Below are 22,656 nucleotides of genomic sequence, written 5' to 3'. Positions count from 1 at the left end.
CCCGCTCCGAAAGGAGAGGGAGCAAAGCGCACTCCAGCGCGGCGCGCGGACCTCAGTGCGCCGGCTTGCGAATGGTTTTGAGCAGGTCTTCCGGGCTGATCTGCCCGACGATGTTGCTCACGCCTTCGCTGCCCGGTTGCGGCAGGCCGAGGATGTGGCCCTTGATCTTGCCGATCACGTGCATCTCGCACGGCTTGCAGTCAAACTTCAGGGTCAGCACTTCGTCGCCGTGGATCAGCTGCATCGGCTGCACCTTGGTGCGCACGCCGGTGACGCCCTTGGCCTGTTTCGGGCACAGGTTGAAGGAGAAGCGCAGGCAGTGCTTGGTAATCATCACCGGCACTTCGCCTGTCTCTTCGTGGGCCTCGTAGGCCGCGTCGATCAGCTGTACGCCGTGGCGGTGGTAAAACTCGCGGGCCTTCTCGTTGTAGACGTTGTAAAGGAACGACAGGTGCGACTCCGGGTACACCGGCGGCGGACTGGTTTCGGCCTTGCGGCCACCGCGCGGGTGGGCCTGCACGCGGGCTTCGGTGAGCGCCTCGATGGCCTCGCGGCGCAGCGACTTGAGCTGGGAGTTGGGGATGAAGAACGCCTGCGGGGCGTCCAGCTCGATCCGGTCGGCGTGGTACTGGGTGGTGCCCAGCTGGCCGAGCAGGTCGTGCAACTGGTCCAGCGCCTGTTCCGGCTTGTTGGCGGCGCCGAACGGGCCGTCCAGGGCGACGCTGGCGCTGACACCTTCCTCGCTGGTGGCGGTCAGTTCCAGGCACTCTTCGCGCAGTTTTGCGACCCACGACAGGCCGACGCGGCGCTCGGCGGAAGTCTTCTGCAGCGCCTGCTGCCAGTTGTGGTCGAGGTTGCGTGACAGCGGGTGGTTTGGGCGCAGACGGTAGAGGCCCTCGGGCATCTCGTTGGGCTCGACGCGGTAGCGGTAGCGCTTCTCGCCGTCCTCTTCGAATTCACCTTTCGGCTCGGCGATGTTGGCGCGGAAGCCGACCACTTCGCGCTTCACCAGCACGTTGAGGCCGTCGCCGTTGGACAGCGGGTCCTTGGTCACCACCAGCAGGTCGCGCTTGCCGACCTTTTCCACGGTGCCCACCGGCAGGCCGGTGAAGGTCGGCGAGTCGAAGGCGCCGATGTCGATCTTACGGTCGCTGACGAAGTAATCGGTGCTGCCACGGTGGAAGGTCTTGTCCGGGTCCGGCACGAAGAAGTGGTCGGTGCGGCCGCTGGAGGCGCGGGCCAGGTCCGGGCGCTCGGCGAGAATGCCGTCCAGGCGCTGGCGGTAATAGGCGGTGATGTTCTTCACGTAGCCCATGTCCTTGTAGCGCCCTTCGATCTTGAAGGAACGCACGCCGGCGTCCACCAGGGCGCTGAGGTTGGCGCTCTGGTTGTTGTCCTTCATCGATAGCAGGTGCTTCTCGAAGGCCACCACGCGACCCTGGTCATCCTTCAGGGTGTAGGGCAGGCGGCACGCCTGGGAGCAGTCGCCGCGGTTGGCGCTGCGGCCGGTCTGGGCGTGGGAGATGTTGCACTGGCCGGAGAAGGCCACGCACAGCGCGCCGTGGATGAAGAACTCGATGGCGGCATCGGTCTCGTCGGCGATGGCGCGGATTTCCTTGAGGTTCAGCTCACGGGCCAGCACCAGCTGGGAGAAGCCTGCCTGATCGAGGAACTTCGCCCGCTCCAGTGTACGGATGTCGGTCTGGGTGCTGGCGTGCAGCTCGATCGGCGGGATGTCCAGCTCCATGATGCCAAGGTCCTGCACGATCAGCGCATCGACGCCGGCGTCGTAGAGCTGGTGGATCAGCGCGCGCGCCGGTTCCAGCTCGTTGTCGTGGAGGATGGTGTTGATCGTGGTGAACACCCGCGCGTGGTAGCGGTGGGCGAACTCCACCAGCTGGGCGATATCGCTCACCTCGTTGCAGGCATTGTGCCGAGCGCCGAAGCTCGGGCCGCCGATGTAGACGGCGTCGGCGCCATGCAGGATGGCCTCGCGGGCGATATGCACATCGCGGGCAGGGCTGAGCAGTTCCAGATGGTGTTTGGGCAAGGACATGATTTCTTCTTTATCAGGCGTGCTTGTCAGGTATGACACGGGCAATCGCGCATTGTACCGGCCAAACGCCGCGCCGGCACCCGTGGCGTGCCGGGCGGCGTAACCCCGGTCGCTCCGGCTGCCCCTGTAGGAGCGGGCCATGCCCGCCAACCGCGGACAGCGTCCGCGCCAACCGCCGCTCCGCTCTCGCCAACTGACGCTTTGTAGGATGGCGTGGAGCGCAGCGATACCCATCCTACGTTTGTACCTGCGCGGGAACGCCCGCCACCTACGGCAACTCTGCAACGCCCCTTCAGCCCCCCTTGCAGAACTGCAAAGTGACCCTGCAACCCTGTCTATTCCGCGCTTTGCGGGCATGGATCAAGATTCGTTCGTCCTTTCGGAACACCTCCCCCCACTTTCAAGGAACCGAATCATGAACGCCAAGAAATCCCTGCTCGCCGCCTCCCTCGCCCTGGCCATCGGCAATGTGTTCGCCGCCGGCAACCCCACCGTCGAACACAACACCCAGGCCTTCCTCGAAGCCCTGGAAGCCGGCAAGGGCCAGCCGCTGGAAACCCTCTCGCCGAAAGACGCCCGCGCCGTACTGACTGGCGCCCAGGCCTCGGTGAAGGTCGACCTTTCCGGCACCCAGGTCAGCGAGAAGACCGTGCAGACCGACGTCGGCCCGGTGAAACTGACCATCGTCCGCCCGGCGGGCGTGAAGGGCACGCTGCCGGTGTTCATGTTCTTCCACGGTGGTGGCTGGGTGCTGGGTGACTACCCGACCCACGCCCGCCTGATCCACGACCTGGTGGTGAACTCCGGCGCGGTTGCTGTCTACGTCGATTACACCCCGTCCCCCGAGGCGCAATACCCGGTCGCGATCAACCAGGCCTACGCCGCGACCCGATGGGTCGCCGAACACGGCAAGGAGATCAACGTCGACGGCAAGCGCCTGGCTGTGGCCGGCAACAGTGTCGGCGGCAACATGGCAGCGGTGGTCGCGCTGATGGCCAAGGACAAGGGCACGCCCAAGCTGCGCTTCCAGGCGCTGCTGTGGCCGGTGACCGACGCCAGCTTCGAGACCGGCTCGTACAACCAGTTCGCCCAGGGACACTTCCTCACCAAGCCGATGATGCAGTGGTTCTGGGACAACTACACCACCGACCCAAAACAGCGCGCCGAGATCTACGCATCGCCCCTGCGCGCCACCACCGACCAGCTCAAGGGCCTGCCGCCGACCCTGATCCAGACCGCCGAATCCGACGTGCTGCGTGACGAAGGTGAAGCCTACGGTCGCAAACTCGACGCCGCCGGTGTGGCTGTCACTTCCGTGCGCTACAACGGAATGATCCACGACTACGGTCTGCTCAACGTGGTGAGCAAGGTGCCCGCGGTCCAGGCCGCCATGCGCCAGGCCGGTGAAGAGCTGAAGGTCCACCTGCAGTAAGCCGCTTATCCAACCAGCCGCTTTCCTCCCTCGCCACCGGGCGGGGGAGGTCACTTCTCTGGAGGCCTTTTTGGAGGGAATCCCAATGAGCCAGCCCACGCCGCAAGAATCCGTCACCCTGATCATTCGCCACCGTGCCCGCCCCGATGGCGTCGCCGCCTATGAAGCCATCCTGCGCGAACTGACCCGCGCCGCCAGCGAGTTCCCCGGTCACCTGGGTGTGGATGTGATGCGCCAGGGCGACCATTTCACCTCCGTCTTGCGCTTCGCCAGCGCCAACGAACTGCAGGCGTGGCTCGACTCGTCGCAGCGTCATGAACTGATCGAGCGCGCCAACCCGCACCTGATCGACGTCGAACAGAAGGAACTGCACACCGCCCACGAGTTCTGGTTCACCACCCCGGACAGCCCCCAGAAGCAGCCGCCGCGCTGGAAGCAGGCGACCATTTCCTACCTGGTGATCCTGCCGCTGGTGATGCTGGTGCCGCAGCTCTGGCGCCCGCTGTTCGCCCAGGTCCCGCTGCTGGGCGGCTTCGTCCTCGCCAACATGCTCGTCGTCGCGACCATCGTCCTGCTGGTGGTCTACGTTTTCATGCCACGGGCCACGCGCCTGTTCTCCGCCTGGCTCAATGCCCGCTGATCGAAAGAGGAACATCGCCATGTACGCCGACCTGATCCTGACCAACGGCCGCTTCCACACCGTCGACCGCGAGAAACCCGAGGCCACCGCTGTAGCCATCGCCGACGGCAAGTTCATCGCCGTGGGCACGGAAGCCGAGGCCATGGCCTTCCGCGCCGGCGCCACCCGCGTCATCGACCTCAAGGGGCGCACCGCGATCCCAGGCCTCAACGACTCGCACCTGCACCTGATCCGTGGCGGGCTGAACTACAACCTCGAACTGCGCTGGGAAGGCGTGCCGTCCCTGGCCGACGCCCTGCGCCTGCTCAAGGAGCAGGCCCTGCGCACGCCGTCGCCGCAATGGGTGCGCGTGGTAGGCGGCTGGAACGAATTCCAGTTCGCCGAGAAGCGCATGCCGACCATCGAGGAGCTGAACCAGGCCGCGCCGGACACCCCCGTGTTCGTCCTGCACCTGTACGACCGCGCGCTGCTCAACCGTGCCGCACTGCGCGTCGTCGGCTACACGAAAGACACGCCGAACCCGCCCGGCGGCGAGATCGTCCGCGACAGCAAGGGCGAGCCCACCGGCATGCTGGTGGCGCGGCCCAACGCAATGATCCTCTATGCGACCCTGGCCAAGGGGCCGAAGCTGCCGTTCGACTACCAGGTCAACTCTACCCGCCAGTTCATGCGCGAGCTGAACCGCCTGGGTGTCACCAGCGCCATCGACGCCGGCGGCGGCTTCCAGAACTACCCGGACGACTACCAGGTGATCGAACAGCTGGAGAAAGACAACCAGCTCACCGTGCGCATTGCCTACAACCTGTTCACCCAGAAGCCCAAGGAAGAACTGGCGGACTTCAAGAACTGGACCAGCAGCGTCCAGTACGGGCAGGGCAGCGACTTCCTGCGCCACAACGGCGCCGGCGAGATGCTGGTGTTCTCGGCCGCCGACTTCGAAGACTTCCTCGAACCGCGCCCCGACCTGCCCGGCACCATGGAAGCCGAACTGGAGCCGGTGGTACGCCATCTGGTCGAGCAGCGCTGGCCGTTCCGTCTGCACGCCACCTACGACGAATCCATCTCGCGGATGCTCGACGTGTTCGAGAAGGTCAATCGGGACATCCCGTTCAACGGCCTGCACTGGTTCTTCGACCACTGTGAAACCATCTCGCCGAAGAATATCGAGCGGGTGAGGGCGCTGGGCGGCGGCATCGCCATCCAGGACCGCATGGCCTTCCAGGGCGAATACTTCGTCGACCGCTACGGCAAGCAGGCCGCCGAGGCTACGCCGCCGATCAAGCGGATGCTGGCCGAAGGTGTGCCGGTGGGCGCCGGCACCGATGCCACCCGTGTCTCCAGCTACAACCCCTGGACCTCGCTGTACTGGATGGTCAGCGGCAAGACCGTGGGCGGCATGGAGCTGTACCCGGAAGGACTGCCTCGCAGCACCGCGCTGGAGCTGTACACCCACGGCAGCGCGTGGTTCTCCAACGAGCAGGGCAGGAAGGGCATGCTCAAGGTCGGGCAGATGGCCGACCTGGCGGTGCTCTCGACGGACTACTTCAACGTGCCGGAGGAAGAGATCAAGGCCATCGAGTCAGTGCTGACCGTGGTGGACGGCCGCGTGGTGTTCGGCAGCGGCGACTTCGAACGCCAGGCGCCGAGCGCCATTCCGGTACTGCCGGACTGGTCCCCGGTGGCCAAGGTCCCCGGCCACTGGCGCCCACAGGCGCCGCTGCAGAATGCCGTGCACCAGTGCGTCGGCTCCTGCGGCGTGCATGGCCACAGCCACGAACGCGCTCGCCAGTCGAGCGTGCCGGTGAGTGATTTCCAGGGCTTCTGGGGCGCGTTCGGCTGTTCGTGCTTCGCCTTCTGACCCAAACGATGGCCCGCTCCTTGTAGGAGCGGGCCATGCCGCGACCGGCGGATAACGTCCGCACCGACAGCCCTGTTGATACCGCCGGCTAACGCTTCGTAGGATGGCATGGAGCGCAGCGATACCCATCGATCCGTGCACCGACAGCATGGGTATCGCTTCGCTCCACCCATCCTACGTTTGCTCCAGCGGACTGCGTCCGCATTGTTCCGGCGCCGGCTCGGCCGCAGGCATGGCCAGCTCCTACAGATTGGCTCCACGCTTCACTTGTAGGATGGGCGGGGGCGCCCAGCCCATGCCCGCGAGCCGCGGACAACGTCCGCGTTCAGAACCCCACCAACTGCCCCACGGCCTGCGCCTGCGGGTCATCGCTGCGGCTCACCAGGGCGTAGTTGTAGCCACCCCGGCTCCAGTAACGCGCCAGCAGGTCGCCATCCGTGCGCTGCCCCTGCGGCAACATCTCGTGACGCGGGCCCGGCGGGCGGATGAAGAAGGTCAGCCGGCGACCTTGGCCATCTTCGTAGATCACCAGCGCCGCCGCGCCCTGTTCGGTCGCGAGCAAGCGGGCGCCAACCGTCTTCAGGCCAACCTGCTCCAGCGCCGGCGGTGGCGGGGCGTCTTTCAGGTAGCGAGCCAGCCAACCGCGCAGGTCGCCGCCATCACGCAGGTCCAGGCCGTTCTGGTTGGCATGGGCAAACAACCGGTAAGCCTGCACTGCGTCCTGCATCGGCACCATGCCGCGCATCATCGCGTCGCCGCGCATCTGCCAGCCGCCCATGCCACCGACGCCCAGCGCCACCAGCAGAGCCGCCGCCGTGGCCAGCCGCGTGCGCCGGCGCTGCTGAATCTGCCCGCGAATCCGCGCCGGATCGAGCTGCTCGGGCAGCGCACCACGGGCCTGCCCGGCAAAGGCCGCGCGTAATTGCTGGGCATCCTGCCGCCAGCCTTCCACGCGGCGGGCGTCGTCCGGGTGGGCGGCCAGCCAGGCTTCCACCCATTGGCGGCGCGACGGGTCCAACTGGTCGTCGATGTAGGCGTGCAGATCCTGTTCCTGGGGAGTGCCGTCGGGAATGCGTTCGTTCATTTCAGTACCCGCAAAGAAGGAGTCGCCGTCTGTCCTTCGCTCAGCGCGCGCAGCGCCGTGCGGGCGCGCGACAGGCGGGACATGACGGTGCCCATGGGAATATCCAGAGTCTCGGCCACTTCGCGGTAGCTCAGGCCTTCGACGCTGACCAGCGTCAGCAGCGCGCGCTGCTCGGCGGGCAGGCGCTCGAAGGCCTCCAGCGTCGAGCGTGCGCTGACGATGTCCTCCGGCGAGGCGCTCACCGCGCTGTCCGCACCGAACAGGCTGAGCAAGCGCGCATAGCGTTTCGCACGGCGCTGCCCGTCGATGAAGTGCCGGTAGAGGATCGAGAACAGCCAGGCGCGCAGGTCGCCGTCGTCGCGACGGCCGGTCCAGGCCGACAGCGCCTTCTCCAGGGTCGCCTGGACCAGGTCGTCGGCGCTGCTCGCGCTGCGGGTCAGCGACAGCGCGAAGCGCCGCAGCCGAGGCAGCAGTTCGCGCAGTGAATGGTCGTCCAGTGAGTGCATCGGGGCGCCAGGAATGGGTGGGTTCGAGCGAGAAAGACGAACGCAGCGGCGATCTATTCCCTTCGCGGGGAAAAATAATTTATTCGCCCTCAGTGGGAATAACCCGTCGCACGGTGCGTCGTACCGGCTCAACGCATTCAGCCTAAGCCTGAGGAGCTGGAAATGACAGAAACACCGCCCACCGCACCCAACGTGCCCCTGCGCCTGGCCGCCATCGGCGCCGTGGTGCTCGGCGTGGCCGCCGTCTTCGCCTACGTCGCCGGCTGGCTCGACCCGCAGCGGCTCACCCCGGCCAGCGTGATCAACACCCTGGAGCACAACAGCGGCGTCTACCCCGGCTACCGGCGCAACCACGCCAAGGGCCTGTGCGTGATCGGCCACTTCGACAGCAATGGCGGCGCGGCCAGTCTGTCCCGAGCCAGCCTGTTCTCGGTCGGCCGCGTGCCGGTGGTAGGGCGCCTCGCCATTCCCGGCGGCAACCCCAAGGCCAGCGACGGTGCCGCGCCGATCCGCAGCCTGGCCCTGCGCTTCCAGCCGGCCGACGGCCAGGAGTGGCGCACCGGGATGAACGCCATGCCGGTCTTCGTCGTGCGTGATGTCGCCAGTTTCTACGCCCTGCAGCAGGCCACCGCGCCGCAGCCGGGCACCGGCAAGCCCGACCCGGAGAAGGCCGGCGCCTTCTTCAAGTCGCACCCCGAGACCCAGGCCTTCCTCAAGTGGGCCAAGTCCTCGACGCCGTCCTCCAGCTACGCCAACAGCGCCTACTACAGCCTTAACGCCTTCTATCTGGTGAACAAGGAAGGCAAGCAGCAGCCGGTGCGCTGGTCCGTGCAGCCCGAAGCACCGGTCGAGCCGCTGGCCGCCGACAAGCGCGGCGACGTCGACTTCCTCGCCGCCGAACTGGCCCAGCGCATCGCCGCCGGCCCGCTGCGCTGGCGCCTGCAGTTCACCCTCGGCGAGCCCGGCGACAGCACCGTCGACCCCACCCAGGCCTGGCCTGACAGCCGCCGCACCGTGGACGCCGGCGAACTGGTGATCGAGCGTCTGCAGCCGGAAATCGGCGGCGACTGCCGCGACGTCAACTACGATCCGCTGATCCTCCCCGACGGCATCCGCGCCTCCGATGACCCGCTGCTCAGTGCCCGCTCGGCCGCCTACTCGGAATCCTTCAACCGTCGTACCCGTGAGCAGGCCCAGGAGACCCACTGATGAAACCGACTTACTTCCCGCTCTCCCTGCGCGTGCTGCACTGGCTGATGGCCGTGCTGGTGCTTGCCATGCTGCTGATCGGCCTGGGCATGGTCGCCAGCGTCTCCCCGCGCCATGCCGCGCTGGTTGCCATCCACAAACCCCTGGGCGCGGCGCTGCTGGTACTCGTACTGCTGCGCATCGTTGTGCGCCTGAGCCAGCGTATCCCCGCACTTCCCAGCGACATGCCCGGCTGGCAACGCAGCGCCGCGCACCTCTCGCACTTGGCGCTCTACGGCCTGCTGCTAGCGCAGCCGCTGGTGGGCTGGACCATGCAATCCGCCGGCGGCTACCCCGTGGTGCTCTGGGGCGGCTTCGAACTGCCCGCGCTGGTTTCGCCGTCGGTGCAACTTCACACCCTCCTGCGCAGCGCCCACACCTTCATCGCCTACGCCTTGCTGGCAACCATCCTCCTGCACCTCGCCGCCGCGCTGTTCCACGGGCTCATTCGCCGCGACGAAGTCCTCCCTAGCATGACTGGCGCACCCATGCCGCGCAGCTCCAGCGGAGAGCAGCCATGAAGCGCTTGCTCGCTGTCGCCTACCTATTCACCTCCTGCGCGGCCCTCGCCGCGCAGGAGGCTCCTCCCGCGCAGGACTACCACTACGGGCAGAAACTCGACATCAAGCGCGTGGTGCAACAACCGGACCTGGGGTTCTGCGGGATTCGCGAAGTGGAGATGACTTACGAAGACAGCGCCGGGCAGCGGCATACGCTGCGGTATCCGGTGTGGGGGCAGGGGTGTGGGAATGAGAATTGAATGGTAATGGGGCGGGGGCTATATGGCCCCCATTTCGCTTTGGGAGAAGAGCGGAAACGCTATTGGCACGTTGATTCGATATCAACGTTCAGATAGAGGTATGGTCTGTCCTGGGCTATTGAGCTTTTAAGCCCAGGTAGAAGTACTTTTTAGCGTGTAGCCGGGAATGAGGTGTAGGGCCAGTGCATGCAGTTGCATGCACCACCCATCGTGTCAGGACGATTTGGGAATCGTAGCGGCCGCTCTGGATGCTTGTTTGATCTTCCGCACCGTCTCCACAAACGGCGTAACGATCAGGCTCCACAGCGAAGAATACTTCCCGTCATCCTGCTCCCCGGCGCCGAACTGGATCGGCTCCGGCGCGCGCTGGGTGACGTAGAGCGTGCCGAACATCCAGTCCCACAGCGACAGGTTGATGCCGAAGTTCCTGTTGAAGTGGCGGGGCGCGTCGCTGTGGTGGATCTGGTGCTGGGCGGGGCTGTTCAGCACATGCTCGATTATCGGCCCGAACGACAGCCACACATGGCTGTGGCGCAGGTTGGTCGCCAGCACGTTGAACAGCAGGATCATGTAGGTCACGCCGAACAGCGTGTAGGCGCTGATTTCTCCGCCGCAGAGGTACCAGAAGGCGCCAGCATAGGCGCCCAGGGCGAAGGCGCCGGCCAGCTGCGCCGCCAGCTTCTCCACGAAGTGCACGCGGCTCGCGGTGATCGGCGTCAGCACCGCCGCCGAGTGATGCACCTTGTGGAACGCCCACAGCCAGCGTGAATGGAAGGCGCGGTGTACCCAGTAGTTCTTGAAGTCGCTGACCAGGAACACGCCAAGCCCGTAGAGCAGCGACAGGCCGAGGTTCGTCCCCAACTGTGGCCGCGCGCCCCAGAGGTGGGTGAAGAAGGCGATGTAGTCGCCCGAGCGCAGGATGTACGGATCGACCATCCTGACGATGGGCACCAGCAACGCCACATTGAGGATGCCGCGCACCAGGTAGTAGCGGTAATCCAGCAGCGCCGAGCGATGCAGGTTCACCCGGCTGCCACCGATGAACTGCCAGAACGACGCCGCCTGCGTCAGCCCGCGCTGCCGGCGGAAGCGGAACAATGCGTAGGCGATGGCGTAGGAGCACAGCAGGAACACCACGCCGACGCGGCCGCTGAGGTCGAACAGGCCGGCGACCTGATGGGTGATGGGGTTGATCACCCACTCGGTGAAGTGGCGGTGGAGGTGCGGGAGGTCAGGCATGGGCGCTGGCGCCGGGAGTCAGGTGAACAGGCTTGTACGTCGAGTGACCGCCCACGGCGCTGAGGCGCCAGCGACTCATGGGGTGTTACGCGTTCGCTCAGCATGGAACCTGGGGGAGCACGCTGTCAAAGTCCAGCGGTGCCGGGGCGGGGCAATTCGACAGGGGGTCGTCAGCAGCCTGATGTGCGGAGGCGACTGGATTGGCCTGAAGTGGTCTGCGGAGCGGGGGCCATCGATGAGAGGGGGAGGCGCCGCCCGGTGACTAAACCGGGGCGTGAACCTAAGGGAGGCGGCCAAGGACCGACATCCGCGAAGCTGTAGGTTCCGCGCGAAGGGCAGGGTGAAGACGCTTGCCAGTCAGCAACGAGCCGCGTGGTTGAAGGCTCAGGCTGCTGTCGCCAATGGCTGCTGCTGTCGATCCAGCGTTTCCTGGAGTTCAGCCACGGAATCCAGGACTCTCTGTGCCCAGCGATCATCGTCCGGACGCACGACAACGACGCGGAAACCATGGTCATGGCCTTCGCTCTTCACGCCTTCGGAATCATCGACATGCAGGTCGATATCGAATGCCGGCGGAAGTTTCGAGGGGGAGTTCGCCAGCCCGCGCTCGGTCAGGGCCTGGTTGTGGCGAACGCTGTTGACCACGCCGTCGACGTGGATGCCGTACAGCAACAGCCAGCGCCTGATATAGGACGGTGTGCGGCCGGAGGACGTGTAGACCCAGATGCTGCAGCCCTGGCGGCGCAGTTCCCGGGTCAGGGAGCGGGTGCCGATACGCAGCGGTTCGCCAAGCCAGCGATGAACAAACTCCGGGAGCTTGCTGGGTTCGACGTCGCTGTGGTGGGGGAGGCAGGCCAGGGTGTCATCGATATCGAACGAAATCCGAATGCGCGGGCGTCCGAAGCGGTAAGGCGCAACGGAACCCTTCATGGCGTCCCACAGCTGATCCTTGATGGCCAGGCAGGTGGCGAGCATGGGTTGCGTACTCATCAGGTACCTCCCTGACAGGCGGAGGCGTGCTTCTCGCCAAGGAAAAATCGGTCCGGATCCGGTGAATGATCTTCGAGGAAGGCGGCGTACTTTTTCTTGATCTTGGGCAATTCGAATAGCGCCTTTACGCCATGCTTGGCGGAGTTGCGGATGACCGATGACGGGTTGTAGTAACCCTTGGCGTTGTCCAGGGTCAGCACAAACGGCGGCAGCCCGGCGCGTATCAGCAGATAGCTGACGATCAGCGAGCCGCTGCGATGGTTACCTTCGATGAACAATTGCGGTTTGCTCAGAATCCGCACGTAGACACCGGCGGCGCGCTTCCACACCGATTCGCTGTGATACGCGCAGTACCAGTTGTACAGGTCCTTGATGCCGCCTTCGACGTTGTTGAAGAAGTGCGCCTCGGTGGCCGCCAGGTGCGGCGCGAATTCCAGCCGACGGGCAGGGTCGCGGCCGCAAAGCACGGTGGCGTTGATCTCCAGCATCAGGTTCACCTGTTGCAGATCGAACAGGTCGACGCCCCGTGCGACGTAGTCGTCGATAAGGGCGTAACCCTCCAGCACGTTGTGCAACACCTCATCGGTGAACGGATCACGCGGCTCGGTAAAGCACTGGCTGAGCTCGCCGAAACGGCCTTGCACCTCACGCAGCGCACGTTCAATCGCTCGCAGATCAAGACGGCGCGTGGCAGGCATGGGCAACCCAGAGGATGAGGTGTGTGGCTTCATACGTCTGCAGGTTCGACTCAGCTGAACTTGCCGCTGATGTAGTCCTCGGTCATCTTTTCCCGCGGGCTTTCGAAGATCTGCTTCGTCGCGCCCATTTCGACCAGGTAGCCCGTGCGGGTGCCCTGGGAAATGTCGACCGAGAAGAACGCCGTCGTGTCAGCGACACGGATGGCCTGCTGCATGTTGTGGGTGACCAGAGCGATCGTGTAGTCCTTCTTCAGCTCGACCATCAGCTCCTCGACACGGCGGGTAGCGATCGGGTCGAGTGCCGAGCACGGCTCATCCAGCAACAGGACTTCCGGTTCGGTGGCGATGGCACGAGCGATGCACAGGCGTTGCTGCTGGCCACCGGAGAGCGACAGGCCGCTCACCTTCAGCTTGTCCTTCACTTCATCCCACAGCGCGGCGCCCTGCAGGGCATGCTTGACCCGGTCGCCGATGTCGCCCTTGTAGCGATTGAGGCGCAGGCCAAACGCGACGTTGTCGAAGATGCTCATCGAAAACGGGTTCGGCTGCTGGAACACCATGCCGATGTAGCGGCGCACGACGACAGGGTCCACGCCCTTGCCGTAGACGTCCTGCCCGAGGAAATGCACATGGCCCTCGAAGCGGAAGCCGCGCACCAGGTCGTTCATCCGGTTCAGGCTGCGCAGCACGGTGCTCTTGCCGCAGCCGGAAGGGCCGATGAAGCCGGTGATCTTGTTCTTTTCGATCGGCACGTGGCTGTCACGTACCGCCATGAAGTTGCCGTAGAAAATCTTGTCCAGTTTGCAGTCCATGACCACCTGGGTCTCGGCGCCAACCGGGGCGACTTTCTGTGCAGTAGCTGTGTTCACGATTCGGATGCTCCGTATCTCAAAACTTGGGCTTGCCAAAAATGCGGCTGATGACGTTCACGATCAGCACGATCATCACCAGCACCAGCGATGCGGCCCACGCGAGCTCGAGCTGGTTGTCGAAGGGCATGCCGGAGAAGTTGTAGATCAGCACGGAAAGCGAGGCCGTGGGGTTCATCACGGCCAGGCTGCCGTCGTGGTAGATCCAGTAGTTGCTGAATAACGCGGTGAACAGCAACGGCGCGGTCTCGCCAGCGGCGCGCGCCACGGCCAGCATGACGCCGGTGAGGATCGCCGGCAGGCCGGTAGGCAGTACGATCTTCCAGATGACCTGGGCGCGGGTGCAGCCCATGCCGTAGGCGGCATCCTTCATGATCTTGGGCACCATCTTCATCGACTCTTCGGCCGTGAGCACGACGATCGGCAGCATCAGCACGGCCAGTGCCACGCCACCCGCCGGAGCCGAGTAGGTACCGGTGGTCATCACCACCAGGGCGTAGGCGAACACGCCGGCCAGGATGGAGGGCAGGCCGGTGAGCGTCTTGGCGGCAAAGCGCGCGGCGCTTGCCAGTTTGCTGTCCGGCCCCAGTTCAGCCAGGAAGACGGCCGCCATGATGCCAACCGGAACGGCAATGGCGGCGGCGATACCGACCATGACGAAGGTACCGGCCAGCGCGTTGCCGAAGCCGCCGCCGGTCTCGAAACCGGTCGGTGGCAGTTCGGTGAAGACCTCCAGGCTCAGGCGCGCACCACCACGGGTGATCAGCATGTAGAGCACGGAGATCAGCGGCACGCTGGCCAGCAGGGCGCCCAGCCAGACCAGCGTGGTCAGCGCCAGGCTGCGCAGGGCACGGCCCTCGAGCTTGCGCTGCAGGCTTGGCAGGGCGGAAACGGTGGGAGTGAGGCTGGTCATTACTTGGTTCCCCGCTGGGCGTAAAGCATGATCATGGAGCCGAGTACGTTCACGATCAGCGTGATGAACATCAGCACCAGTGCGGCATACATCAGCACTTCAATCTCGTTCGGCCCGGCTTCGGGGAAGTTCAGCGCCAGCAGGGCGGCCAGCGTGTTGGCCGGTGCGAACAGCGACAGGGAAATGGTGTTCGCGTTGCCGACCAGCATGGCCAGGGCCATGGTTTCACCCAGCGCGCGGCCCAGGCCCAGCACCAGAGAGCCGAAGATGCCGGTGGCAGCGGAGGGCACCATTACCTTGAGGATCGCTTCCCAGTGGGTGGTCCCCAGGCCGTAGGCGGCCTGCTTGGTCTTCATCGGCACGCTGGAAAGAGCGTCCTGCGAGACCGCCGCAATGGTGGGCAGAATCATGATGGCGAGCACCAGAGAGGCGGGCAGCAAGCCTGGCCCGCTCAACGATGTGCCGAAAAAGGGTATCCAGCCGAGTTCGCTGTTCAACCACGCCGTCAGCGGGCGAATGGCCGGGATCACCACGTAGATCCCCCACAGGCCGTAAACGACGCTGGGGATCGCGGCGAGCAGTTCGACGATGGTACGGAACACCGCCGCAAGCCTGGCGGGGAGGAAATCCTGGGTCAGGAAGATCGCCATGCTGACGCCGAACAGGCCTGCGATCAGCAGAGCGATCAGTGCGCTGTAGAGCGTGCCCCAGATGGCCGGCAGAATGCCGTACTTGCCCTGGTTGACGTCCCAGACCGAACCCAGGAGAACGTCCAGGCCATGTTTCTCCATGCCCGGAAAGGCCTTGCGACCGACTTCGAACACGAGGGCAACGACCAGCACCAGAATCAGGACCACACCCAGGCGTGCAATGGCACGGAAGGTCCGGTCAACCAGGAAATCCTTCGCGGATGGCGGTTGGCAGGCAGAGTCCGGATTTACCGGTACGACAAAAGGTTGGGTCATGGGAGAGTTCCGGAACAGGTGGAAATCTCATCCGGCGTGGCCGACAGCCCCCGCCGGATGAAGACTCGCAGGCGTTACTGGATGTTGGCGGAAGCTTTGCGAACCTGATCGACGACTGCTTGCGGCAGCGGGATGTAGCCCATCGAATCAGCGATCTTCTGCCCTTCGGTCAGGCCGTACTCGACCATTTCACGCATGGCCTTGGCCTTGGCCGGGTTCTCGTTGTGCTTGCGGAAGATCATCCAGGTGTAGGAGGTGATCGGGTAGGACTGGGCACCGTCCGGATCGGGCAGCCAGGCCACCAGGTTCTCCGGGAACTTCACGGCAGCCAGCGCCGCGGCACCGCTTTCCGCGTTCGGCACGACGTACTGACCGGCCTTGTTCTGCAGCTCGGCGAAGTCGACCTTGGCCAGCTTGGCGAAGCCGTACTCGATGTAGCCGATGGCGCCCGGGGTCTGGCGAACGGTAGCGGTCACGCCATCGTTCTTCGGCGACTTGATGAATTTGTCGCTGGCCGGCCAGTTGACGGTGTTGCCTTCACCCAGGGCAGTCTTGAACTCCGGGTTGATGGTCGACATGTGCTTGGTGAACACAGCGGTGGTGCCACTGGAATCCGCACGCACGACAACGGTGATCGGCAGGGCCGGCAGCTTCAGCTCAGGGTTGGCCGCGACGATCTGCGGGTCGTTCCACTGAGTGATCTTGCCCAGGAAGATGTTGGAGTAAACGTCGCGCGGCAGTTTCAGGCCCTTGGGGCTGCCCGGCAGGTTGTACGCCAGGACGATTTCGCCGGCGGTCATCGGCAGCAGTTGCACGCCTTCGGCAACCTTGGCGATGTCCTCGTCTTTCATGGCCGAGTCACTGGCCGCGAAGTCGACGGTCTTGTTGAGGAAATCCTGTACGCCCGCACCGCTACCCTTGGACTGGTAATCCACGGTGACGCCAGCGGTTTTCTTGCTGAAGTCCTTGAACCAGGTCAGGTAGATCGGAGCGGGGAAGCTGGCGCCGGAGCCGGTCAGGCGGACGCTTTCGTCGGCAAAGACGACGGAAGAGGCACACATGGACAGCGTTACGGCGATCGCAGCAGATTTCACAAAGCTTTTCATCGAGGGCAATCCTTTTGATATCGGGCTGCCATACTGTGATCGGGTCCTGTGAAATTTTTATGACAGCGCGGTGGCAAGCGCTCTGGCTCGCCGGCTCGACTGGTCTATCTCCGGGTTTCTGCGGTGCGCGTCAGGTTAATTTGCCGCGGCTGCGCGCCTTGGCTGGCGGCGATTTCGGGGCAGGGGTGGAGGTTCAGGGCGGGGGATCGCCTCCCTGTTCGATGAGCACGCTGCGCAATAAATAGTTACGGTCACTTGGCAGTGCCAAGGGATGCAGATGCGTTCGGTTGCTGCTAATGGACTGTTAGGACGAGGCCGCTATTGGCCAGAAGTGATCATTTAGAATCGGCTGAAATCGACCCTAAGCTGCTCGTGGCAGCCGACAGAAGGCGATCAATAGATAAATAGATTTATCCCATTTCAGTCGCCAAGTGGTGCCATTATCCACTTGATAAGATGGCACCACTTGGAAACTATTTCCCTACCTAACTATGCTCCAATTATCAGAAAGTTCAGCCCAAGTAAGGGTTGCGGCTATAAAGAGTCAAATTTCGTCTTGCGTGATTTCTGATCAATTAGTCGCGACTGCTGAATGCTTATATGTGCAATGGACGAAAGGCGCTGTTTATCTTTGTCGCTTGTGTGAAACATATGCAAGTGATAGTAAATTAGGCTTTGCAGAACCGTGAACGCAAAAATATTAGTTTTCAGATCCCTTGCCAGCTTTTCGAGATTGTCGAATGGAATATGACCGGGCTGTGTCAGGCAGGATGCGATTTCAATTAATCGATATGCATTGGCTGCTTTATCGCTAACGGCCTTGGCAACATCTTCGCGAATTTTCTCAGAGCTTACCAAGCTGCCAGTTCTCGCAATAAATGATGTTGTAATCAGGCCTATCATCTGGAATGAAAGTTTTTTAGCTTGCGCGGTTCTCTCAGCTTCTTGCATTTTAGGGAAGCGATCAGCGAGCGCCTTTTCAATTTCTACAACAAATCTTTCAGGCTGCTCAAGGATCTCGGAGAAAAGCTTGCTCAGGGTGCGTAGTGAGCTGTCGAAAATGCTAGCTATATATTCTTGCTTTTTATCTTTCTTAATGGAGCCATAGTAGTTTTTTACAATATTCGCCAATATTTCAGAGGTTTTTATTGTTAGGTTTACTTGCGAGCTGATTCCGATTAGCTCTTTCGCATTTTCGTCATGTGATTCTGAAGAGTTGGCAATCTCTTCGTGCTCTTCAATGCTTTGCTCGGAGTCGAGTCGATCTTGATTTTTTCTATTCTCTTTTTGATTCGCGTCAACGTTTAGTTCTTGGATTACTAGCTTGGCCGCAGACTCAACCAGGCTGTTAATAGCTTTCATGTCTCCATTGAGATGGAGTGGTTCATTTTCTGAAAAGCATGAGTCGAGAGTGGAAGATATTTTGCTGATCACTCGCGGATCACTAGAATGATGAGTGAGAAACATAATTATATTTGCGTTTTCACGGATGCTCAACTGCTCGCAGTATTTCTCAACCACTTGCATGGTTTTTTGCTCATGCAGATTGTCGCTCAAATATTTCCCAACGAAGAAATAGTAAATATATGCATAAGTAAATCGATAGTAATCTCCGCTTTTGGCGATGATTTTTGACTGATAAAGTAATTCAATTCTTCGATCGAAATCTACAGAAGTGAAATCGTTAGAGAATTTCGTATTGAACTCCCTGAGTTCGACCGCGCTCAGCTCTTTACGTTCTTTTTCCTTGAAGTGCCATGCCATCTGGGAAAGATAAGAAAATATCTCATCCAAGTCATCCGTGCGATAACCAGCCTCTTTAAGGCTTTTAGTTATTAGGTATTGGTAGTAGTAGGAGAAGCTACTGTTCTGCAACTCTCCCTGTTCGTTCTGCTCTTTGCCTTGAAGAAAAATCAGTAGGTACACAGGCTTCGCGGGAACGATGCTTTTTCCTAAAATACCGTTTACTAAGGTCTCTGCTCCATGAACTTTCCTATCGAAGTCTACGAGGCTTTTTACATCCCCGAGCATGCACCACTTTTTAATGAGGGTGTTGCGCAGCAGATGCCCGAACGGCCTGATCTTGTAAGAGGTATATTGAATAAGACTCTTAGAGGTGTTGCCGCCAACCAACTCGCTGAGTCTGAATCTGGAGTGGGCAGTTACAATGACGGAATTAAAGCGGGCCTGGAGTATTTCAACTAATCTCTCCTGAATTTTAAGGTCACCCTTAATTCTATCTATGTCATCTATCAATACTGTTTTCTTTGATCGCTCGGCGTACTTGAATTCATCTGCATTCACATACTGATGTGTGGCAATCTGTTCGATAAGCTTATCAATTTCTCGATCTGTAACTGATCTTATTTCTTCGCTTTTTATGTATAATGGAATCCCGCCGCTATTGTGGATGTCAGAAAAATACCTTCGCAGTAGAAACGATTTCCCACCCTCATCGTCTGCTAATATAAGTATTCGTTTTCCTTTCTCCCAGTCTGCAAATATCTCGTCTCCGTAGATGGGTTTCTTTTCTATTTCTGAATCATTTTCCTCAATCTGAGGGTAGACAAAAATTTCTTCGGCGTTCAAGGCGCCTCGTATTGGGTGCGTGAAATTTCCACCCGGATCCATCAAGATTTTCACGAAATCTGGATGAATTTTATTGAGCTTCTTGCACTTGGCACTTGTGTCGAAGCTATGTTCGATTTCTTCGCCTATCTGCTCAGGTAATGAGTCTGAGGCATTGAATCTTGCCTCATAAACTTTTTTACTTTCAGTTTCAAAAAGCAGGCACGTGAATTGTGGCTGGAGATGGCCTTCATGCGGTTGTAATGCCGGAGCCTCCAGCATCAAAGTTTCACCACTCTTACCTGTGATGATTTCTGAGCCAATAGAGTGTTCATGTCCTGACAGTATCGCGTTGCAGTGGGTTTTTAAGGCGTGCCGCATCGGGTGATACGTTTGCTGGCAGTACCAGTTCAGAGGGTGGTGAATTAGTGCCAGTCGAAGGGTGCAAGGTGCTTCTAAATGTTCTGCATAGTTTTGAATTGGGTAAACTAACTGGCCAGCTGTCTCATGAAGTCTTGACATCCATGCCGCATTGATTGAGGAAACCCTGAGAATACCTCCTCCTACCGGTAACTCGAATTCCTTCCAAAGACTGTCTTCATACACAGGCTGTAAAACTCGCATTTTAGCCTCGAATGCGAAATATTCTCTCTGCGCCTTAGTGCATAGATTTACAAAATCTTCATTCAGATCCTGCCCCTGTGTTTCAACTATTTTTTCAATAATGGTTTCGCGTATTTTGTCTTCTGGCTTTAGTATGCAATCGTGGTTGCCTGGGGCCAGAAAAATATTAACGGGCTTGCCGATTTCCGTTTGAAGCAGGTCTAAAATTGTGGAGAGCAACTCTGTCGCATACTTATATTCAATTTCTTGACCGCCGAAAGCGATATCGCCAGTCACGACAATAATAAACTCATCGCTTTGATGCGCAGATTCATAGCAGGCTTTTGCAATGCAGGACCCATATTTTCTCGCAGGATCTGTCTCATAGCGAAAATGGATATCGCTTAAATGAAGAACACCTAATTTCACCGGAGGAAACTCCCTTTAGCTATCGACTGAAATGTGTACGGCAGATCTTTAATGCGATCAGATCCAAGCGAAACGTGGATGCTCGCTTAAACGGCTACGGATACGGCCCAGTAAGCGTAATGTCAAGTGGTGCATGCATTAGAAAAATGTACAGATTCACTTCATTTGGCAGAGTGACCGCTTCTGGCCGGCCTCTGCCAGTCACAAACGCCGGATAAGAAAACTGATCTGTATGCGCGAACTGCCCCGGCTTGACCGCTGTAACTCTTCCCCATAACCTCCCGACGCCCCTGTGAAAGCGACAGGGGAGAGGGTTTGGCGACCCGGAACACATAGGCGCGGTATCGCTTCGCAAAACCGTGACGTATCCGCACGTCCACGGTTCTTCGCTATGGCGGGCCGCGCAGGGAGACCTTCGGGTCTGCCGGATCTATGTGCCGGTTCGCCAACCTTGCGCGGTTCCGCCACCCAATCCGTTTGGCGACGGACGTGGCGGCTTCTCACACATAGGAGCTGTTCCATGGACGACATCTACGTTCCCACCGTTTTCCACCGCTACAACCGTTCCCTGCGCGGCGTGTTGATCGACAACCAGCCCTGGTTGGTCGCCCGCGAGCTGGGTTATCTGATCCGCGAGCGGGTCGATGCCTACGTACTTCGAATGGATGAGGACCTCTTTCGCGAGGCGCGCCTGGTGACGGGTAGCGGCGAGGAGGTCGTGTTGCTGGTCAGTGACTACGGCGCTTTCCATGTGCTGCACCGTTTTCGCGATCCGGAGCATCGGCAGTTGCGAATGTGGATCACCGGCCATGTGCTGCCGACGCTCAGGGATCAGGAGCGGGTGGCGGCGGGGCTGCCGAGGCGGCTGCTGGCGAAAGGCGAGGGGCGGTCGCTGGCGGTGCTGGATTGGCAGGGGGAGTACTGGGTGCCGATGGGGGAGGTGCCGCGGTTGATGCGCGAGGAGCGGCGCGGGAGATGGTGGCGGAGGGAGTGATTGTTGGTTTGGAGTGGGGTGGGTTCGCGAGCGAGCTCGCTCCTACAAGAGCAGGTGGCCGGAGATTCCAGAGTTGGGCGTTGCCCTCTCCCCAGCCCTCTCCCTGAAGGGAGAGGGGGCCGTTTGGCGTGTGGGGATGGGGTGGTGTTAGCCGGATAGGGCTGGATTAGCGTCTGCCAATCAGGCGGCCGGCGGGGTGCCTTCGGCGTTGGCGACTACGGCGTCGATCTGGATCAGCGCGCCTTTGGGCAATGCGCCTACGGCAACTGTCCGGCGGGCGGGGACGCCGCCGGGGAAGTAGCTGGCGTACACCTCATCGACGGCGGGGATGTCGTCGATGTTTTTCAGGTAGAGGTTGACCTTCACCACATCGGCCAGGGCGTGGTCGATGCTTTCGACGATGGCCTTGAGGTGCTTGAAGCACTGGCCGGCCTGTTCCTTGATGCCGCCGGCCACCAGTTCACCGGTCTTCACGTCCAGCGGCAGCTGGGCGGAGATGTGGTTGTAGTGGGAGAAGGCGACGGTCTGGGTGGAGAAGGGGCACTTCGGCGCGGCGTCGGTGTTGTGGGCCTTGATGATGATGCCGTGGCGGTCTTCGACGGCCTGCGGGGGTGTGCCGTCGCCGTGGGAGACCACGGCCTCGACCTGCACCAGGGCATCCATCGGCAAGGCTTGCGCCTGCACCACGGTGCGTGCCGGCAAGTAGCCGACGGCGCGGGCGATAGCCGAGTCGGGGAAGAAGGTGGTGTAGACCTGGTTCACGGCCTGCATGTCGGCGAGGTTCTTGACGAAGACGGTGATGCGCACGATGTCGTCGAAGGGCACGTCGATGCTTTCGAGGATGGTCTTGATGTTGCGCAGGCACTGCCGGGTCTGTTCCTCGACGCCGCCGGCCACCAGCTTCCCGGTGCGCGGGTCGATGGGCAGCTGGGCGCTGAGGTTGTTGTAGTGAGAGAAGGCGACGGTCTGGGTGGACAGCGGGCTCAGCGGCGCGCTCTCGGTGTTGCGTTCGACCTTGATCAGGTCGCCGGCCTGCGGGGCGCTGGGGATGGTGCCTTCGCCGCAGGTGATGAGCGCTTCGACCTGTACCTGGGCACCCAGCGGCAGGGCGGCTACGCCGACGGTGGTGAGGGTCGGCAGGTAGTTGGGGAAGAAGGCCGCGTGCACTTTGGCGACGGCTTCGGCGTCAGCGATGTTGGTCAGGAAGATGGAGATGCGAACGGTGTCGTTCAGGCTGTGGCCGATGCTTTCGATGACGGCCTTGAGGTTCCTGTAGCACTGTTCGGCCTGTTCCTTGGCGCCACCGGCCACCAGCTTGCCGCTGCTCGGGTCGACCGGCAGCTGGGCGGCAAGGTTGTTGTAGTGGGAGAAGGCGACGGTTTGGGCGTAGGGGCCGAGGTTTTCCGGGGCCTTGTCGGTGTTACGTGCCAGAACTGCGTTGTAGCCACTCATGTTGGTGCTCCCTTGTTCGCTGGGAATCCGTGGATTGGGTGGCAAACGCTTCGTCCATTGCGATATCGGTCGTTGCCACTATCGGTTCAGACGACGGATATCAAGCTCGTCGAGAGGCGCGCAGACTATCGAGTCTTGAAGGGTGACCCCTTTGACTTATGGCAAGCGTAGTGGGGTCTCCTTACCGGGTTGTTTCAATTGGCGATGGGAGGGTGTCGGGATATTTCGAAAGGGATTTCTGAAAGT

The 22,656-nt window shown here is 61.3% G+C and carries 19 protein-coding genes; 7 read left to right on the top strand and 12 right to left on the bottom strand.

Annotated elements, in window-relative coordinates; genetic code table 11:
* Positions 1-52: 52 nt before the first annotated feature.
* Complete coding sequence (locus tag IB256_RS29215; protein WP_192296090.1) at positions 53-2,056, bottom strand: peptidase U32 family protein; 2,004 nt, start codon at positions 2,054-2,056, stop codon at positions 53-55.
* A 415-nt stretch (positions 2,057-2,471) separates the two neighbouring features.
* On the opposite strand from IB256_RS29215, the gene IB256_RS29210 reads away from it, so the two are divergent.
* The 3 genes from IB256_RS29210 to IB256_RS29200 all read left to right on the top strand — a co-directional run bounded on the left by IB256_RS29210 (position 2,472) and on the right by IB256_RS29200 (position 5,986).
* The gene (locus IB256_RS29210; protein WP_192404879.1) at positions 2,472-3,488 is read left to right on the top strand and encodes an alpha/beta hydrolase; all 1,017 of its coding nucleotides are present in this window, start codon (positions 2,472-2,474) and stop codon (positions 3,486-3,488) included.
* Between the two features lie 85 nt (positions 3,489-3,573).
* Positions 3,574-4,128 (top strand): antibiotic biosynthesis monooxygenase, encoded by a 555-nt coding sequence (locus tag IB256_RS29205; RefSeq protein WP_192296088.1) that lies wholly within the window; start codon positions 3,574-3,576, stop codon positions 4,126-4,128.
* Positions 4,129-4,147: 19 nt separating this feature from the next.
* Positions 4,148-5,986 carry an amidohydrolase gene (locus IB256_RS29200; RefSeq protein ID WP_192404878.1) on the top strand — a complete coding sequence of 613 codons (1,839 nt, stop codon included), beginning with the start codon at positions 4,148-4,150 and terminating at the stop codon, positions 5,984-5,986.
* A 325-nt stretch (positions 5,987-6,311) separates the two neighbouring features.
* Here the strand turns inward: IB256_RS29200 and IB256_RS29195 are convergent, their stop codons facing one another.
* The gene (locus IB256_RS29195; RefSeq protein WP_192404877.1) at positions 6,312-7,070 is read right to left on the bottom strand and encodes an anti-sigma factor family protein; all 759 of its coding nucleotides are present in this window, start codon (positions 7,068-7,070) and stop codon (positions 6,312-6,314) included.
* Positions 7,067-7,576: a sigma-70 family RNA polymerase sigma factor gene (locus tag IB256_RS29190; protein ID WP_192404876.1), complete on the bottom strand. Its 510-nt coding sequence runs from the start codon at positions 7,574-7,576 to the stop codon at positions 7,067-7,069. The genes IB256_RS29195 and IB256_RS29190 overlap by 4 nt, the downstream gene beginning before the upstream one ends.
* Positions 7,577-7,738: 162 nt before the next feature.
* On the opposite strand from IB256_RS29190, the gene IB256_RS29185 reads away from it, so the two are divergent.
* From IB256_RS29185 to IB256_RS29175, 3 genes are read left to right on the top strand one after another with little or no spacing between them, the layout of a single operon-like run.
* On the top strand, positions 7,739-8,785 hold the full coding sequence (locus IB256_RS29185; RefSeq protein ID WP_192404875.1) for a catalase family peroxidase: 1,047 nt from the start codon (positions 7,739-7,741) through the stop codon (positions 8,783-8,785).
* On the top strand, positions 8,785-9,345 hold the full coding sequence (locus tag IB256_RS29180; protein WP_192296084.1) for a cytochrome b: 561 nt from the start codon (positions 8,785-8,787) through the stop codon (positions 9,343-9,345). Before IB256_RS29185 ends, IB256_RS29180 begins: the two co-directional genes overlap by 1 nt.
* Positions 9,342-9,584, top strand: a complete 243-nt coding sequence (locus tag IB256_RS29175; protein ID WP_192296083.1) for a DUF2790 domain-containing protein — start codon at positions 9,342-9,344, stop codon at positions 9,582-9,584. The genes IB256_RS29180 and IB256_RS29175 overlap by 4 nt, the downstream gene beginning before the upstream one ends.
* Before the next feature lie 213 nt (positions 9,585-9,797).
* On the opposite strand, the gene IB256_RS29170 is transcribed toward IB256_RS29175, so the two are convergent.
* The 8 genes from IB256_RS29170 to IB256_RS29135 all read right to left on the bottom strand — a co-directional run bounded on the left by IB256_RS29170 (position 9,798) and on the right by IB256_RS29135 (position 19,964).
* Positions 9,798-10,823 (bottom strand): sterol desaturase family protein, encoded by a 1,026-nt coding sequence (locus IB256_RS29170; protein WP_192404874.1) that lies wholly within the window; start codon positions 10,821-10,823, stop codon positions 9,798-9,800.
* A gap of 384 nt (positions 10,824-11,207) precedes the next feature.
* Complete coding sequence (locus tag IB256_RS29165; RefSeq protein ID WP_192296107.1) at positions 11,208-11,753, bottom strand: hypothetical protein; 546 nt, start codon at positions 11,751-11,753, stop codon at positions 11,208-11,210.
* Between the two features lie 59 nt (positions 11,754-11,812).
* Positions 11,813-12,511 carry a hypothetical protein gene (locus IB256_RS29160; protein ID WP_192296081.1) on the bottom strand — a complete coding sequence of 233 codons (699 nt, stop codon included), beginning with the start codon at positions 12,509-12,511 and terminating at the stop codon, positions 11,813-11,815.
* Between the two features lie 50 nt (positions 12,512-12,561).
* Positions 12,562-13,323, bottom strand: coding sequence for a phosphate ABC transporter ATP-binding protein PstB (gene pstB, locus IB256_RS29155; RefSeq protein ID WP_054911197.1), 762 nt, complete (start codon positions 13,321-13,323; stop codon positions 12,562-12,564).
* 76 nt (positions 13,324-13,399) lie between these two features.
* The gene (gene pstA, locus IB256_RS29150) at positions 13,400-14,293 is read right to left on the bottom strand and encodes a phosphate ABC transporter permease PstA (protein ID WP_192404873.1); all 894 of its coding nucleotides are present in this window, start codon (positions 14,291-14,293) and stop codon (positions 13,400-13,402) included.
* Complete coding sequence (gene pstC / locus IB256_RS29145; protein ID WP_192404872.1) at positions 14,293-15,258, bottom strand: phosphate ABC transporter permease subunit PstC; 966 nt, start codon at positions 15,256-15,258, stop codon at positions 14,293-14,295. Before pstC ends, pstA begins: the two co-directional genes overlap by 1 nt.
* Positions 15,259-15,332: 74 nt before the next feature.
* Positions 15,333-16,364, bottom strand: coding sequence for a phosphate ABC transporter substrate-binding protein PstS (gene pstS / locus IB256_RS29140; protein WP_192223334.1), 1,032 nt, complete (start codon positions 16,362-16,364; stop codon positions 15,333-15,335).
* 534 nt (positions 16,365-16,898) lie between these two features.
* The gene (locus IB256_RS29135) at positions 16,899-19,964 is read right to left on the bottom strand and encodes a metallophosphoesterase (protein WP_192404871.1); all 3,066 of its coding nucleotides are present in this window, start codon (positions 19,962-19,964) and stop codon (positions 16,899-16,901) included.
* A 520-nt stretch (positions 19,965-20,484) separates the two neighbouring features.
* On the opposite strand from IB256_RS29135, the gene IB256_RS29130 reads away from it, so the two are divergent.
* Positions 20,485-20,958 carry a Bro-N domain-containing protein gene (locus tag IB256_RS29130; protein WP_192404870.1) on the top strand — a complete coding sequence of 158 codons (474 nt, stop codon included), beginning with the start codon at positions 20,485-20,487 and terminating at the stop codon, positions 20,956-20,958.
* Between the two features lie 180 nt (positions 20,959-21,138).
* Here IB256_RS29130 and IB256_RS29125 read toward each other — a convergent pair whose 3' ends face one another.
* Positions 21,139-22,410 carry a RidA family protein gene (locus IB256_RS29125; protein ID WP_192404869.1) on the bottom strand — a complete coding sequence of 424 codons (1,272 nt, stop codon included), beginning with the start codon at positions 22,408-22,410 and terminating at the stop codon, positions 21,139-21,141.
* Between the last annotated feature and the right edge of the window lie 246 nt (positions 22,411-22,656).

Origin of the sequence: Pseudomonas sp. PDM17 (assembly GCF_014851985.1) — a bacterium.
In the GTDB taxonomy this organism is placed as follows: Bacteria; Pseudomonadota; Gammaproteobacteria; order Pseudomonadales; family Pseudomonadaceae; genus Pseudomonas.
This window is presented reverse-complemented; position numbering and strand designations above follow the sequence as displayed.